A 16,693-nucleotide genomic window follows, 5' to 3' on the forward strand; every position below is an offset into this window, starting at 1 on the left:
TTACATGCCCGATAAAATCTTAGTTACCGGTGGAGCAGGTTACATTGGCTCTCATACTGTTGTAGAACTAATTAACGCCGGATATGAACCTCTGATTATTGATGATTTTTCAAATTCAGATCCGGCAGTGATCAGCCAGTTAGAAAGAATCACCGGAAAAGCTGTTACTTTTTATGCATTAGACTGCAATAATCCTGATAACCTCAGTAAAATTTTCAGGGAGCATCCTGAAGTTACCGGCGTCATTCATTTTGCTGCTTTTAAAGCTGTAGGAGAGTCAGTGTCCGAACCACTTAAGTATTATAGGAATAATATCAGTTCCCTGGTCACATTATTAGAGTCGATGGTGAATCACAATATTTCCAACCTTGTTTTTTCTTCCTCTTGTACAGTATATGGCCAACCAGATGAATTACCAGTAAAAGAAGAAAGTCCAAAAAAACAGGCTGAATCTCCGTATGGTAACACTAAGGCTGTATGCGAAGAAATACTTGAAGACTCATTTAACGCCAAGATACCGGTAAAGTCAATGGCATTAAGGTATTTCAACCCAATCGGTGCGCATCCGAGTTCATTGATTGGTGAATTGCCAAAAGGGGTACCAAATAATCTTGTACCTTTTGTTACTCAGACTGCTGCAGGCTGGAGAAATGAGCTTACTATTTTTGGTGATGATTACGACACAAAAGATGGCACCTGCGTCCGTGATTATATCCATGTTGTCGATCTCGCCAAGGCCCATGTTAAAGCGTTAAATTATTTAGAAAGCAAACAAAATGAAATAGCACATTTTGAGGCAGTAAATATTGGCACTGGAAATGGAAATAGTGTAAAAGAGGTTGTTGATACATTCGAAAAAGTAAATAATATCTCTCTCAATTATAAGTATGGAGAAAGAAGGCCCGGTGATGTGGAAAAAGTTTATGCTGACGCATCAACTGCAAAAAAGGTACTGGGCTGGAAAGCTGAAAAGTCGCTCGAAGAGGCACTAGAAGATGCCTGGAATTGGCAGAAGACATTAAAAAAGCCCGAATAGTTTCGGGCTTTTTTAATCTTCTTGGTAGTAAATCTTTTATTCTCTGTATATAACGGTTAATACTGTCTGTCCAACCGCCTCCAATGTTTGTTTTGAAATCACATCCATATTATCATTATGAGTATGATGATATTTCCCAAATGTCATTTCCTGATCAAAATCAATAATATCAATCATTGGTATCTTTCTATTCTCAATGATTGGAACATGATCATCTTCTATTGGCGCTCCATCCTGATCAATAAAATATTGGGAATAACCTAATTCCTTCCCAGTATTCCACACGTGCCGAAGTATTCGTGGAGCATACTCCTTACTATATAATTCGTAATGAAATTTTGCATTCTTTGCCCCAACCATATCCAGCAGGATACCATAATAGGCAGAATAGTTTGGCTTATGAGGGTTTTTTGACCAATATCGAGAACCCAGGCACCAGTTTTTAAAAAGCTTACCAGTTTCTAACAACTCAACATTTTGTGAAGCTGCACCATTATCTTCCGCATCAAAAAATATGATGTCTACTCCAACATTTCCTAAGCTATCTGCATTGATCTGTCTGGCTACTTCAAGTAGAACTCCCACTCCACTACCTCCATCATTAGCACCATCGATTGCTTCTGACTGCCTGGCACTATCTTTATCAGCAAATATTCGGGTATCCCAATGTGCTGCCAGTAAAATTCTTTTTTGAGCTCGTGGATTAAACTCTCCGATGATATTAATGAAGTCAAACTGTTCTCCCGAATTATTTTCTGCTGTAAAGTCCTGTTGGGTAACTTTAGCGCCAAATTCTTCAAGCTTGTTACTCAGATATTCTGCAGTTTTTTCATGAGATTCACTTCCGGGAACTCTCGGCCCAAAAGAAACTTGCTTTTCAATATAATGATATGCAGAATCTTCATTAAAGTCAGGAACATAAATATTCCTTATCTCTTCTCGAACTTCTTCATTGCTTGTTTCGGTGTCACAACTAACTAAAAAAATTAATAAGCTGAGTACTGACAAGGAAAATACTGTATTTAAAAAATTTTTATTGTTCATCGTAAGCCCAGTCAATTTTATGTTTCATATCCTTAACAACAACGCCAGCCGATTTTAGCATCGCCCTGATCTCATCAACCTTATCGTATTCTTTTTCTTCTTTCGCTTTTTTATAAATTTCCAGAAGGCCATCAATAAGTTCCTCCGTATTATTTACCTTTTCTTCCTTAAAGCCCAACACATCAGTCACCATCTCGCGATAAACCTTCAGCATTTTATTAAAAAGTTCTTCTCCTAAGGCTCCCGAACTCAACTGCCCGGTATATATTGAATTGATCTTCTTCAATAAATTAAAAAGTTGTCCGATAGCCAATGCAGTATTGAAATCATCATTCATGGCGCGGTAAATATTTTGGATGATCTTTTCAACTGTATTCTTTACTTTATCATCCTCTTCTCCTGCCTCAAATGTTAATTCATTGACAACCTTCAACCCATTGATCATTTTCTTGTATCCTTTATGAGCTGCAAGTAATGCTTCATTACTAAAATCAAGTGTGGAAGCATAGTGAGACTGCAGCATAAAAAACCTGACAGTCATCGGGCTATATCCACGATCCAGTAATTTATGATCACCGGTGAATAACTCCCTGGGTAGGAAACTATTGCCTAAGCTTTTACTCATTTTCTGACCATTAACAGTCAGCATATTTGTGTGAAGCCAGTATTTAGCAGGTGATTCTTCATTTGCTCCAACACATTGAGCGATTTCACATTCGTGATGAGGGAATTTCAAATCCATTCCGCCACCATGAATATCAAATTTATTTCCAAGATATTTAGTACTCATTACCGAGCATTCCATATGCCATCCCGGAAATCCTAATCCCCAAGGTGACTCCCATCGCATTATATGCTCAGGAGATGCTTTTTTCCATAATGCAAAATCGATCTTATTTCTTTTCTCATCCTGTCCATCTAATGATCTGCCACTATCCATAAGATCTTCTATCTTTCTTTTAGACAGGATACCATAGTTGTGTTCCTTATTATATTTTTCAACATCAAAATATACAGATCCATTCACTTCATATGCAAGACCTTTTTCTACGAGTTTTCTGGTCATATCAATCTGTTCGACAATATGACCGGTGGCTGTTGGTTCAATACTTGGCGGAAGGATATTAAAACTTCTTAATACATCATGGAAGCCATTGGTATACCTTTGAACGATCTCCATTGGTTCTAAATTTTCCAGCTTTGCCTTTTTAGCTACTTTATCCTCTCCTTCGTCGGCATCATTCTCGAGGTGACCAACATCAGTAATATTTCGGACATACCGTACTTTATATCCTAAATGAATTAAATAGCGATACATCACATCAAAGCTTAAAAAAGTTCTGACATTGCCTAAGTGTACATCATTATATACTGTAGGTCCACAGACGTACATTCCAACATATGGAGCGTTGTAAGGTTCAAATACCTCTTTATCGTGAGTTAGCGTATTATAAACTTTCAATTTGTCTTGCATGCCGCAAAGATAGTTAAAAAGGTTTTGTAATGTATAAACTTTTAAACCATAACGTAGACATAAAAGATTGGTTTAATGGAATCAAAGTATTGAGTTTGACAAAAATAATATCTATATTTGCAGAGATTTTAGACCAATGTAATGAGGGGACAATCGAGTCCCCTCTTTTATTATGGTTTTTTTGAAAATATGATGAAAGATAAAATAACCACATTTGTTGAAAAGTATTTACCAGATGAAAGTCACTATATTGTTGACATTATCACTAAAGGTAATGAACAACAACAAAAAGTTATCGTATTGATAGACAGTGACGAAGGGTTAAATATTGACACTTGTGCCTCAGTAAGCCGTCAGTTAGGAGCAGATGAAGATTTCGATAATTTGTTCGATGGCCCTTACAGACTTGAAGTTTCATCTCCAGGCGTAGATTTTCCGATTAAACTTGAGAGACAATATAAAAAGAACATCGGAAGATCTGTTAAAGTGACCCTGAATGAGGATGAAAAAATTATAGAAGGTTCGTTAAGCAAGGTAGAAGATGATGGAATTATTCTTTCACCTGAACCTAAAATTATTAAAGGAAGAAAAGTTAAACCTGATCTAAAAGAGGATACTAAGATCAATTTTTCGGATATTAAGGAAACTAAAATATTAATAACATTTAAGTAGTAACGATAATGAACTCATCAGTTTTAATTGAATCGTTTGCCGAATTCGCGAAGCAGAAGAACATAGACAGACCAACTATGATCAGAATTCTGGAAGATGTTTTCAGAACTATGATCAGGAAGAAGTATGATCTTGACGAAAACTTTGATATTATCATTAACGTGGACAAGGGAGACCTTGAAATTTGGCGTACGCGAATTATCGTTGACGATGATTCTGAAGATATCTGGGATCCGGATAAAATTCCTTTATCAGAAGCGAGAAAAATAGAAGCTGACTTTGAAATAGGAGAAGAAACAGCTGAAGAAATAAAACTTGAGGATTTTGGTCGCAGAGCAGTAATGACAGCTCGCCAGACTCTTATACAAAAAGTTAAGGACCTGGAGAAAGATCTTATCTTTAATAAGTATAAAGAACTTCTAAATGAGATGATCACTGGAGAAGTTTACCAGATTCTTAACAGGGAAGTTCTTTTAATAGATGGAGAGGGGAACGAATTATCGATTCCTAAAAACGAGCAGATTCCAAAAGACAGATTTCGTAAAGGCGAAACTGTCAGAGCGGTTGTAGATCGTGTAGAAATGATCAATAGTAATCCTAAGATCATTTTGAGCAGAACTTCTCCTGTATTTTTGGAAAGATTGTTTGAAAATGAGGTTCCAGAAGTTTATGATGGACTTATAACAATAAAAAATGTAGTTCGTGAACCAGGCGAAAGAGCGAAAGTAGCTGTTGAGTCTTATGATGATAGAATTGATCCGGTCGGTGCCTGCGTTGGTATGAAAGGATCACGAATCCACAGTATTGTTCGAGAATTACAGAATGAAAATATTGATGTGATCAACTTCACTGATAATAAAGAGCTTTATATAGCCAGAGCATTGAGTCCTGCAAAAATTTCCACTATGGAAATCGATGAAGAAAACTCAAGAGTATCTGTTTATTTAAAGCCTGATCAGGTTTCATTAGCAATTGGTAAAGGAGGTCAAAATATTAAGTTGGCATCCAAACTAGTTGGTCTTGAGATTGATGTATTCCGTGAAATGGTCGGTGAAGATGAAGAAGATGTGAAGCTTGAAGAATTTTCTGACGAAATAGAAGCTTGGATCATTGACATTTTAAGAAAAGTTGGTTTAGATACAGCTAAAAGTGTTTTAGCAGTACCTAAAAGTGAACTTTTAAGTAGAACAGACCTCGAAGAAGAAACAGTTGACAATATTTACAGTATTCTAAAACAAGAATTCGAATAAATAAAAATGGCTTATCGCCGATCTTTCGCTATTTTTGTATTTTAGTTTATTAGGGGTCATAAAAACAACGACTTAGAGAAAAGGGAAAAATTAATATATGGCAGAAGAAAAAACCATGCGTTTAAACCAGGTAGCCAGAAAACTCAATGTAGGTATATCTACAGTTGTGGAGTTTTTGGGTACTAAAGGACATGAAGTCGAAAGTAAACCTACCAGCAAGATTACTCAGGAACAGTTTAATTTGCTGGCTAAGGAATTTGAGGCTTCTGCACAAGAAAAAGAAGAAGCGTCCGGTTTGAAAATTGGCGCAAAAAGAAAGGACGAAGCCAAGAACGAAACGATTACTTACAAAGACGAGACCACTACGCCGGAAACTTCTGACGATGATGAAGAGGAAATTTTCATCAAAAATGTTCCCTTGGAAAAGAAGTCGGCCCCTGAAGCTGCTGAAGGTGAAGATTCTACCGATGAAAAGAAGAAAGAAGACACCTCTGATAAAAAAGAAGAGTCTTCTGAAAAGGTTTCATCTGAATCTCATAAACTAAAAGGCATTAAGGTTGTAGATAAGATTGATCTCGAATCTGTGAACAAGGCAAAATCTTCTAAGAAAGAAGAGAAAAAAGAGGAGCCTAAGAAAGAGGAACCTAAAGCCGAAGCTAAAAAAGAAGAAAAGCCAGCTGAAAAAGCTCCGGAAAAAGAGGAGCCTATAGCTAAAAAAGAGGAGCCTAAGAAAGAAGAAAAGAAAGTAGAGGCTAAAAAAGAAGAGCCTAAGGGTAAAAAAGAAGAGAAAGCTCCTCAGGATAAAAAAGAATCAAAAGACAAAAAGAAAGACAAACCTAAAAAGCCAAAGGCAGAAGGTAAAAAGTCTGATGATTCTGAAAGCAAGAAGAAATCCGACAAAAAAGAGGATAAGGAAGATAAGGAAAGTAAGATTCATGGTAAAGCTGACCAGCTTAAGGGTCTTACAGTAGTTGGTAAAATTGATCTTCCTGAGAAAAAGAAAAAATCTAAAGGTAAACCTGTAGCTTCTTCTGATGATAAAAAAGAAAGAAGGAAGAAGAAACGTAAGCGTATCTCTAAAGATTCTCCTCAGGGACAAGGAGGAAATCAGGAGAGAAGAGGTAGATACCAAAATAAACGCGGAGATAAAGGCCGCAAAAAACCTGTTAAAAAGGAGGAGCCTACTGAAGCTGAAATTCAGGAGCAAATCAAACAAACACTGGCTAAACTAAGTGGTGGTAAAGCAGGAGATAAAGGTAAAGGTTCAAAATACAGAAGAGAAAAGAGGTCTGCCAAAGCTGAAGCTGCTGAAAGACAGCAACAGCAAGAGCAGGATGAAGCAAAAGTATTGCAGGTTACCGAATTTATTTCGGCTAACGACCTTGCTTCTCTAATGGATATCAGCGTAAATGATATTATCAGTGCATGTATGTCACTTGGAATGTTCGTTTCGATCAACCAGAGACTGGATGCTGAAACAATTACTATTATAGCAGACGAATTCGGATACGAAGTTAAATTCTCTTCTGATGAGGAAGAAACTGATGTCGTTGAAGAAGAAGATAGCAAAGAGGATCTTGAATCAAGAGCTCCGATCGTTACGATAATGGGTCACGTTGACCACGGTAAAACATCTTTACTTGACTTTATCAGAAGCTCTAAAGTGACTGAAAGCGAAGCTGGAGGTATTACTCAGCACATCGGTGCTTATGATGTAATGACAGAAAGCGGTAAGCGTGTTGCCTTCCTTGATACACCAGGTCACGAAGCATTTACAGCGATGCGTGCCAGAGGTGCAAAAATCACAGACGTTGCAATTATCGTAGTTGCTGCTGATGATAACGTGATGCCGCAGACTAAAGAGGCATTAAATCACGCTCAGGTTGCAGGCGTACCTATTGTAATAGCAATAAATAAAATTGATAAACCAAACGCCAACCCGGATAAAATTCGTGAAGAATTAGCCAATAATAATGTATTGGTTGAAGATTGGGGTGGTAAATATCAGTGTCAGGAAATATCTGCCAAAACTGGTCAGGGTATTGAAGACCTGTTAGAAAAAGTTCTTCTGGAAGCAGAACTTCTGGAACTTGAAGCTAACCCTGAAAAATCAGCTGTTGGTACTGTTGTAGAGGCTTCTCTTGATAAAGGCCGTGGTTATGTTGCCACAGTGATGGTTCAGGCCGGCACTCTTAAGATAGGTGATGTATTACTTGCCGGAAGTCATTTCGGTAAGGTTAAAGCCATGTTTGATCACCGAGGTAAAAAGCTTGATGAAGCTGGTCCTTCAACGCCAGTACTTGTACTTGGTCTGGATGGAGCACCTCAGGCTGGAGACAGATTTAATGTGATGGAAACTGACAGGGAAGCAAGAGAAATTGCTAATAAGAGATCTCAGATTCTCCGTGAGCAAACTCTAAGAACCCGCAAGCACATTACTCTTGATGAAATTGGTCGTAGATTGGCTATCGGATCGTTTAAAGAACTTAACATTATTGTTAAAGGTGACGTGGACGGTTCTGTTGAGGCACTTTCTGATAGTTTATTGAAATTGTCTACTGAAGAGATTGCAGTAAACATCATCCATAAAGGTGTAGGTCAGATCTCTGAATCAGATGTGCTATTGGCTTCTGCTTCTGATGCAATTGTAATTGGTTTCCAGGTTAGACCATCTGGTGGAGCAAGAAGAATTGCAGAAACTGAAGAAATTGAAATCAGACTATACTCTATTATCTACGACGCAATTAATGACGTTAAGGATGCGATGGAAGGAATGCTTGCTCCTACTGTTGAAGAGGTTATTACCGGTACTGTAGAGGTTAGAGAGATCTTTAAAATATCTAAAGTTGGTACTGTTGCAGGTTGTATGGTTACTGAAGGCTATGTGAAGCGAAACAACCAGATCAGACTTATCCGTGATGGTATTGTGGTCTACACCGGAGATATCGATCAGCTTAAGCGATACAAAGATGATGTAGGAGAAGTTAAGAAAGGTTACGAATGCGGTATGAGCATTAAAAATTACAACGACATTAAAGTTGGTGATGTAATTGAAGGCTTTGAAGAAAAAGAGATCGCTCGTAAACTTTAATATAAATATTCAGAAATTGAAAAAGGTTGTATCTTTAAATAATGGATACAACCTTTTTTTTATTGGTAATAAAAATTACGATCTATTTTTTAGCCTTCTGTATTGTTCTTGGGTTAATTGAGCCCTGGAGAGCTTTATGGTGGGCAGAAAGACAAAACAGATTACTCGTCTTGAAATATTACGGTATTCCTTTAGTCTTACTGATTATTGTTTTACTGATGGTAGATTAAATTTATCTTCCAATGCTGCCTCAAGTATTTTAGCCGCACGGTCATTGATAGTATGAACAACTAATTCCAACTCATAAATACCCTCTTTTTCATCTACGATAGTAATTGTTGGATTATGCTTTGTTAAAATATAGGGAAGTGATAGAGTATAATCTTTTATTTCACTGATTCTATTTTGTAGCGTTTGAAAAGAATCAGCTTCAACAAAAAGCTTAACCAGATTACGGTTTTTATATTCTGCACTTTGCTTTTTATAAATATAATTGCTTAATATCTGATCATAAGAAATCTTAACCCGGTCACCCTGATTGGTCTCTATAATTACAAATAATAGATACATACCGACCAGCTTTCCATCAAGATGAGTTGTTTTTATGCCCTCTCCTAACTTAAAATTAAAATGATATCTGAAAAGAACTCCCATTAATGCGATTCGGTGTACATACCAAAGGATTAAGACTATCAACAGAATGATTGGAACACTAAAAGACCACGGAATTTCTCTAAACTGGATAGTGAATTTCCATACCAGGAAAAAGAAAAAGCTCGTGTAAAAGATCAATTCAAGATACGCCAGATTCAAGCTGAAATAAATCTTTTTGTCCGTTTGGCCATAGATCAGTCTCACTATCTTGTTGATTAGGCGAAAAGCACCCCAAGCTATTACGAATATTAAAATATAATTCATCTTAAATAAATTCTTTTTCTCTTAATACCTGAATGATAAAATGTTCAACATGACTGTTTACCCCAAAGATTTTATTATTCTTTTCCTGTACCAGTCCCTGTCTTTTAAGATTGTCCAGTTTGATTAGGCAGTTTTGTCTGTCATTGAACATTATCTTAGCCATTCTGTTTACGCTTAATCTCTTATGCAGCACAAATTGCTGGAGATAAGACAGGTCTTCATCGGTTATATTGTACAATATTTTAAAACCTGTTTTGTCCGGAGTCTGGATTTCAATTTTGCGATCAGTAGCTGCTGAAATATTGGCTAACCATGATTTTAGAGCTATACCAGGTACGCCGTTAGAATAATCGAAGTACGCATTAAACAAGGACGCAAGTCTCATTTCAGAGATCTCATCTTCTTCTCTACCTTTCCAGGTAAACTTAATCCCACTGCTTCGATGTCTCAATAATAATAAATGCTTGATCTCTTCGGCATCAAATGGTTTACAGTATAATTCATTAAGAAAATACTTATTAAAATCTCTTTGGTTGATCATTAATCTATAGAAATACGGATTACAATTGATCATGAAAAATATCTTTTCAGAATATTTATCAATTGCATTTGTTATAAGGTCGATCACTTCCATACCACCTTCTTTACGTGTCCACCACAGCTCAAGGTCGCAGATCATTAATACAGAACCATGAGGCATCGATTGAAAAATTCTTTCAGCATTGCCATTAAAACCAGTTACGTCTCTTAGAGATTTTTCAAATGTCTTAACTAAAGAAGTGCCATCAGCCATAGGCCTTAAGTGGTAGGTATGCTTATGACTAAAAAATTTGTTGGCTATTTGCCTGGCTAAAGCTGTTTTACCAGCATTTCGTTCACCCAGTATGATCAGGCCTCCAGAAAGCCCTTTTTGATGTCTTTTATATGCCTGATTTGCCACAGCCATTTCTTCAGGTCTTTCTACCCAGAAATCCCCACTCACAAAAGATCGACCGCTAAACAGATTTTGATAATAAACCGGTAGTTTACCAATGATCTTTCTATCAGGACTAATTTTTTCAACAAATGACAAGACTGAAGAGACTGTATAAAAATCCTGTCCATTAGCAACAATGCTTTTCGCCAAAATAACACCTTTACTTTTAGAATACAGTAACCTGGTAAGCTTTTCCTGGGCGGTTGTAGCTAATTTCTCAGACCATTCAGTGAATTTACCTCTTACTTGTTTATTCTTATAATCAACAATAAACTGTTTATAGTCTTCTGTATTTGCGGATAAAATAAATACAGAAAGCGGGTCAAGTGCTTCTTCAAGATCTGCTTTTATTTTACGTGTTGCGTTGTTGATCTCTTCTTTTAACTTTTCAACGTCTTGCTCTATCAACCTTGCGGATTGATCCAGAACCGCCTTTTCCTTTTCTTCCTTATCCTCACTTAGTTTATTATTTGTTAAAATAAAATCATGTTGATAGTTAGTGTGATTTACAAGGTCTTTAAATGCATTATTATACTTTATGATCACCTGCTCAAATTGAACTACCTCTTGCTGAGCTGGAACGATGAGCTTTGAGTCGATCAAAAACTCGGAAATCCTTTTTACTTCAATCGTAACAGGTTCCGGCTCACCTGTAAACTTTCTGTCCTGCGACAGATGACCGGTTTTTAATACTTCACTTTCCTCGGGTAATTGTCTGAATAAATCCGTTATAGTTTCTGAAACAGCAGAAAAACGGGTTTCCAGGTCCATTGCTGAATGACCTTCAAACTTTAGTTTTAACTCGACATCGTTACCAACCTCTTCAGATGATTCTTCAATTTCAGCCTTTAATTTTTCTGCTGGCCTGATGAGATGGTGTTTAGTATCATTCTCCAGAGCCTCTATAAACTCCATTATTTCTTGTCGAACCCTATATTTAAAGCTATTGAGTTGAACTTCAAGATTTAGAGCGCCAATGTACCAACTCAACTCCTCATAGGTTGAACTGCTGAAGTTTCTATTATTAACTTCAATATTTTGATAAACCTTTTGGCGTTTTGCAAGATTTGATAAAAGTGGTTTTACATTAAGCTTCGACAGATTGAAAGCCAGTTCCTGAGTCATCTTTCTCCAGAGTAACCTTAACCTGTTTTGAAGCTTTTCATATTGTTTTTGTTCAACCTCTTTCATTTTATCCAATTGATCATAAACAGGTTGAAGAAGTGCCTCAATATCTATTTCTTCATTCTTTTCCTGATCAATCTTAATATGAAGCTTTTGTAATGCCTGGTCTATACCAATCAGGTAACCCCGGATATTCTTTAAATTATCTCTCTCATATCTTTTTACCTCAGACAACCAGCCTGATAGATATCTTTGCCACTGTCCGTATAGTGCAAACTCAACTGTCTTGCGGAACAATACTTTCCTGTTGATCGATTGGACGCCCATACTTCGCTTTATACTTAACCATCTTTTATATACCCTCAGTCCAAAAGAATCTCCCTTATTAATCTTTACATCCTCAGTTTTAAAGGTTACAGAAATGTTTTGAGGAGTTCGTTCGATATCTTGTTTTAGTTTATCAAGGTACCAATTGACGGCCACCTCCATTCGCTGACCGTTATTTTGTAATCCATCTTCTGATAATTGTTCCAGAATTTCTTTACTGTGGTAGTAAAAATCGTTTTTGATTTTAATAAGCTGCTTTTGAGCACGATAATCAGCATCTGTAGATTTTACCTTTTTCAGATGATCCTTGATTGAATTAACCTGCTTTTCCCACTTGTGAATATATTCATTGTAGTTTCCGTGAAGCTCTCCTATTCCTTTTGCAAAGAAAACATCGAGTTCTTTTAACCCGTGTTTATCAATGAGCATCACATCAGAATTAATATTTTCATATCGAGTTGGAAGCAGTCTTGGCAATTCAACAAGATAATTTTTTTCCTCAGAAACAGGTGCTCGCTTAGTAGTCAGGCTATCAATAGCGATTGTTTCAAATTTTTCTGATGGAAGAGTAAGGATACTGGTTCCGAGCCTGTTTGATAAAAGATGGTTTTTAATAAAATGTTCTTCTTTATCAATTTCATCCTCATCAAGGCCCACTATAACAAGATCTACATTTTTGGATTCCCGCTCCATTATTTCTGGTACAGGACCATTTTCCAGGGAATTATCAATGATCTTGATTTTATAATCCAGACGGAACTTTTCCAGGGTACTTTTTAACAGGGAATATAACTTTTCATCCTGATCGGCAGTCTGACTAATGGCAAGAACACGGATTCTAACGTCTTTCCAATCAGGAGAGCTTTGTAAATGTCTTAGCAGACTGAAATGGAAAGTAAGTCCCTTGCCTTTTCCTTTCCACCACAAATCGATAAATTTTTTCCTTCCAAAGCCTTTTTCCTTATCGTAATTCAGCCAGATTCCATTTAGGTCTTCCTTATGAATTGTCTGAACTAACTGCCTGAAATCTTCCTTATTGCTCTCATCTGCAGTCCATCCCATCAAAACAGTATTAGGCCTTACTCCTGAAAAGCCATAAACCCTGATGAGACCTTCCATTCCATCATAAATCTTTTTGCAGTCGACAGTATATTTAAAATAACCATTGCCTGTATCTGCAATATCTTTCCATTCACCCTCACTGCTTATTCTTAAGGCGTCTCCTTTTTCTTTTAATTCAAAGGCAGTCATTATGCCGAGTCTTCCGCTAATAGCGGTCCCAAACTCAATTAAATGCTTTCTTTGAACTTCATCGCCTGAAAAAACAAGACTGTTTGGCCTCCAGTTGCGATAATGCTCTTGCTTTTGAGTAAGGTTTTGTAATCCACTTTTCACCAGTGAAGACCAAACACCACTCCATGAGTCCCCACTTTCAAGAACCATCTGCTTTCTCCTGAAATAAACATATATTCCGCCTAATAGAACCACAGCGCCAATCATTGCAGGCAGGTCAAGTTGAATCATGACTATTAAACAGGCAAGTGCACCTAAGATACTTACCCAGGCCGGAGTTTTGAATTGAGGCCTGAAATCAGCACTGGTTAGTTTTTCAAATGCACAACTGAGGTTGATAAAACCATAAGTGGTAATAAAGAATATCGAGACAATTCGTGCGATCACATCCAGTTCTCCAATCAAAATCCCTAATTCAGCAATTATAAAAGTCAGGATTAGAGCATTCCTTGGTTCATTTGCTTCGCCGGTACCTTTTGCAAACCATTTCCATGTGATTTTATCAATCGCCGTAGCCTGAAGGATTCTCGGAGCCCCCAATATACTTCCCAATGCAGAAGAGATCGTTGCTCCCCAAACACCAGCGATTACCAATTCAGGTATCCATGCAATTTCAAAAAGTACATTTGGATTGTTTTTTAAAGCTTCGCCATCGACTGTAAAAGCGAAAAAAGTTGCAATGATTATATAGGCAATCAGTCCAAATACGATTGCGGATATTGTACCAACAGGAATTGACTTTTTCGGATCTTGTAAATCCCCTGACATAGACACACCAGCCTCAAAACCTGTAACAGCAGGGAAGAAGATACCAAAAAGAAGCATGATACTGGTTTCTCCGCTGAAGGGTTCAAAAAGTGGCTTGGATGTTTCGTGAGCATCGTTTCCAATAAATATTGACAACAAGGATAATCCAATTGCTGCCATTATAAAGAACTGTGATTTTATTGCTAAGGACGTACTAATAAAAGTAATCGCTGTTACCGTAAATAAGGCTATACTTCCTACAAGCCGGATGGTATTTTTGTCAGTAGGCAGATCGAAATAAGAAAGTAAACTTTCACTAAAACCGATCAAATACAGAGAGGTACTAAATGACAATCCTACAAAAAGTGCGAGCCCTAGAGTACCACCGATAGGTAATCCCAGACTTCGGCTTATTATATAATATGTTCCTCCTGCTTCAACTTTTTTATCTGTCGCAATGGAAGAAACACTTAGTCCTGTACTGGCTGAAATAATATGTGCTACTAAAATAATACCGAGAGTGTACCAAAGTCCGGCAGAACCGACTATCATTGGTAACCTCAGATACATTATAACACCTAAAATAGTTAAAATGGATGGGGTGAAAACACCACCAAAAGTTCCAAACTTTTTGATTTTGGCCATAAAGGTCAAATTTTATTATATAAAATATCTAAAGTTATCGTTAATTTAATAATTTGAATGCAACCTGAAACTTTAATTTTCAGGATTGTTGTAAAATATACTACATGGAAGAGTTAAACCAATTATCACCTTATATTCTTGTTATCGCTGCCTCAGTGATAATTATTGTCTCCTATTTATTTAATATAGTGAGTCAAAAAACTAATATTCCAAGTGTAATATTATTGATTTTAACCGGAATTGGAATTAATCAGGGACTTAAATATATCGGTCTTGATATTGAGAACATTCTATTCAAGACTCTAGAGATACTCGGAATTCTTGGTTTGATCATGATTGTACTTGAAGCAGCTCTGGATCTGAAACTAGGCCGTGATAAACTTAAATTAATAACAAACTCCTTCCTTGTGGCTTTTATCAGCCTTGGAGTCACCTGCTTTGCTATTGCCTATATCCTGGTGTATTTCCTGGAAATGGATATGTTAAATGCGGTATTATACTCCGTGCCTCTTTCAGTAATGAGTAGTTCAATCATTATACCTAGTGTTGCCAATTTAATTGGTTCCAAAAAAGAGTTTCTGATCTACGAAGCTACCTTTTCAGATATTCTCGGCATCATGGTTTTTTATTTTATCATTGGTAATGCACATGCCAGCGATGCTAAAGAAGTATTTGTTGATATATCAAGTAATATTACCTTAACAGTAATACTTTCAGTTATTTTAGGGTATGCATTAGTTTATCTCATCCAAAAACTGGATTCCAAAGTAAAATTATTTTTGCTTATATCATTTTTGATCCTTCTATATTCTGTAGGTAAATACTACAAACTATCTAGTTTGATTATAATTTTGTTGTTCGGTCTGATATTAAACAACCATAAATTATTTTTCAGAGGTTGGTTTAAAAGGCTCACTAATGAGAAGAAACTAAATGAAGCCCTCGAAGACCTCCATTTAGTAACACTTGAAACTGCCTTTGTAGTTAGAACATTTTTCTTCGTCATTTTTGGAATGACATTGAAACTTGACACACTTCTTAGTCTTCAGACTGCAATCGTAAGTTTGATCATTATATTGGCAACTTATATAATCAGGTGGCCACTATTAAAAATCTTTTCTAACAGATCTTTAAAACCTGCGTTCTTTGTCACTCCAAGAGGGTTAATAACAATATTATTATTCTTTAGCATCCCAGCTGAATTTACTTTCGAAGAATTCAGACCGGGAATTTTACTTTATGTAATTATGTTGACGAACATAATAATGACCTATGGTTTAATCACTGATAAATCCGATAAATCCGAAGACATTGAAAAACTTGAATTTGACGACTGGGACGAATTAGACGAGGAATTAAAAATGCTTAAAAATGAAGATCAGGATGACCCCGATGATTCAACTTCCACAGATTCATCAGAGGATTCAGAAAGAACCCGAATAGAACAGGCAGAAAGTAGAAAATAAAAAAAGGGAGCAATTAGCTCCCTTTGAATTTTATTTTAATGAAGGAAATTTCATTCTGTAACCAACTTTGACCTTTCCTTTTGAAATATTATTAAGCTTTCCTTTTAAAAGCCTTTTTTTCAACCCACTAAGGTAGTCGGTAAATAATACTCCTTCTATGTGATCATATTCGTGCTGAATTATCCTGGCAGCGACACCTTCATACGTTTCAGTGTGTTCATTCCAGTCTTCATCGAAATATTTTATGGTAACTGTTTCTGGACGATATACATCTTCACGAATTCCGGGAATGCTAAGACAACCTTCTTCAAAAGCCCAGTCATCTCCATCTTCATCAATAATTTCAGGATTAATAAAAGCTTTTTTAAAGCCTTCAGTGGTCTCATCTTCCATAGGCTCTCCATCTACAACAAAGATTCTTAAACCTTTGCCAATCTGAGGACCAGCAAGACCAACTCCACTTGCAGAATACATTGTTTCGAACATGTCTTCCACAAGCTCTTTAATATCAGTGCCTTTTTCTATATCTACTGCTTTCTTCTTTAAAATCGGGTGTCCGTATGCAACAATCGGATAAATCATAAGTACCTTTTCATTTTAAAGCTGCAAATCTACTCAAAATACCTCAA

At 36.6% G+C, this 16,693-nt stretch carries 10 protein-coding genes; 5 read left to right on the plus strand and 5 right to left on the minus strand.

Annotated features, from left to right (window positions below; genetic code table 11):
- Positions 1-4 precede the first annotated feature (4 nt).
- A complete protein-coding gene (galE, locus tag DCC35_RS00845; RefSeq protein WP_137088996.1) occupies positions 5-1,036 on the plus strand; it encodes a UDP-glucose 4-epimerase GalE in 1,032 nt (343 codons plus the stop codon).
- A gap of 36 nt (positions 1,037-1,072) precedes the next feature.
- On the opposite strand, the gene DCC35_RS00850 is transcribed toward galE, so the two are convergent.
- Both DCC35_RS00850 and cysS read right to left on the minus strand, forming a co-directional pair.
- On the minus strand, positions 1,073-2,080 hold the full coding sequence (locus tag DCC35_RS00850; RefSeq protein ID WP_137088997.1) for a M28 family peptidase: 1,008 nt from the start codon (positions 2,078-2,080) through the stop codon (positions 1,073-1,075).
- Entirely contained in the window at positions 2,070-3,554 is a 1,485-nt protein-coding gene (gene cysS / locus DCC35_RS00855; RefSeq protein ID WP_137088998.1) for a cysteine--tRNA ligase, read from the minus strand. Before cysS ends, DCC35_RS00850 begins: the two co-directional genes overlap by 11 nt.
- A 189-nt stretch (positions 3,555-3,743) precedes the next feature.
- Between cysS and DCC35_RS00860 the strand changes: the two genes are divergently transcribed.
- The 3 genes from DCC35_RS00860 to infB all read left to right on the plus strand — a co-directional run bounded on the left by DCC35_RS00860 (position 3,744) and on the right by infB (position 8,567).
- Entirely contained in the window at positions 3,744-4,226 is a 483-nt protein-coding gene (locus DCC35_RS00860; protein ID WP_137088999.1) for a ribosome maturation factor RimP, read from the plus strand.
- A gap of 8 nt (positions 4,227-4,234) precedes the next feature.
- Positions 4,235-5,476 (plus strand): transcription termination factor NusA, encoded by a 1,242-nt coding sequence (nusA, locus tag DCC35_RS00865; RefSeq protein WP_137089000.1) that lies wholly within the window; start codon positions 4,235-4,237, stop codon positions 5,474-5,476.
- A 97-nt stretch (positions 5,477-5,573) separates the two neighbouring features.
- Positions 5,574-8,567 (plus strand): translation initiation factor IF-2, encoded by a 2,994-nt coding sequence (gene infB, locus DCC35_RS00870; RefSeq protein WP_137089001.1) that lies wholly within the window; start codon positions 5,574-5,576, stop codon positions 8,565-8,567.
- 204 nt (positions 8,568-8,771) lie between these two features.
- Here infB and DCC35_RS00880 read toward each other — a convergent pair whose 3' ends face one another.
- Positions 8,772-9,425: a hypothetical protein gene (locus DCC35_RS00880; RefSeq protein WP_137089003.1), complete on the minus strand. Its 654-nt coding sequence runs from the start codon at positions 9,423-9,425 to the stop codon at positions 8,772-8,774.
- Positions 9,426-9,486: 61 nt separating this feature from the next.
- On the minus strand, positions 9,487-14,598 hold the full coding sequence (locus DCC35_RS00885; protein WP_137089004.1) for an amino acid permease: 5,112 nt from the start codon (positions 14,596-14,598) through the stop codon (positions 9,487-9,489).
- A 104-nt stretch (positions 14,599-14,702) separates the two neighbouring features.
- Between DCC35_RS00885 and DCC35_RS00890 the strand changes: the two genes are divergently transcribed.
- Positions 14,703-16,064 (plus strand): cation:proton antiporter domain-containing protein, encoded by a 1,362-nt coding sequence (locus DCC35_RS00890; RefSeq protein ID WP_137089005.1) that lies wholly within the window; start codon positions 14,703-14,705, stop codon positions 16,062-16,064.
- Between the two features lie 30 nt (positions 16,065-16,094).
- Here DCC35_RS00890 and def read toward each other — a convergent pair whose 3' ends face one another.
- Positions 16,095-16,646, minus strand: a complete 552-nt coding sequence (gene def, locus DCC35_RS00895; RefSeq protein ID WP_137089006.1) for a peptide deformylase — start codon at positions 16,644-16,646, stop codon at positions 16,095-16,097.
- Positions 16,647-16,693: the final 47 nt, after the last annotated feature.

It is taken from the genome of Mangrovivirga cuniculi, from assembly GCF_005166025.1.
In the GTDB taxonomy this organism is placed as follows: Bacteria; Bacteroidota; Bacteroidia; order Cytophagales; family Cyclobacteriaceae; genus Mangrovivirga; species Mangrovivirga cuniculi.

Coding starts and splice junctions, on each gene's coding strand:
- DCC35_RS00885 (WP_137089004.1), bottom strand. CDS start 14,598: ATGGCCAAAATCAAAAAGTTTGGAACTTTTGGTGGTGTTTTCACCCCA.
- nusA (WP_137089000.1), top strand. CDS start 4,235: ATGAACTCATCAGTTTTAATTGAATCGTTTGCCGAATTCGCGAAGCAG.
- def (WP_137089006.1), bottom strand. CDS start 16,646: ATGATTTATCCGATTGTTGCATACGGACACCCGATTTTAAAGAAGAAA.
- infB (WP_137089001.1), top strand. CDS start 5,574: ATGGCAGAAGAAAAAACCATGCGTTTAAACCAGGTAGCCAGAAAACTC.
- DCC35_RS00860 (WP_137088999.1), top strand. CDS start 3,744: ATGATGAAAGATAAAATAACCACATTTGTTGAAAAGTATTTACCAGAT.
- DCC35_RS00890 (WP_137089005.1), top strand. CDS start 14,703: ATGGAAGAGTTAAACCAATTATCACCTTATATTCTTGTTATCGCTGCC.
- galE (WP_137088996.1), top strand. CDS start 5: ATGCCCGATAAAATCTTAGTTACCGGTGGAGCAGGTTACATTGGCTCT.
- DCC35_RS00850 (WP_137088997.1), bottom strand. CDS start 2,080: ATGAACAATAAAAATTTTTTAAATACAGTATTTTCCTTGTCAGTACTC.
- cysS (WP_137088998.1), bottom strand. CDS start 3,554: ATGCAAGACAAATTGAAAGTTTATAATACGCTAACTCACGATAAAGAG.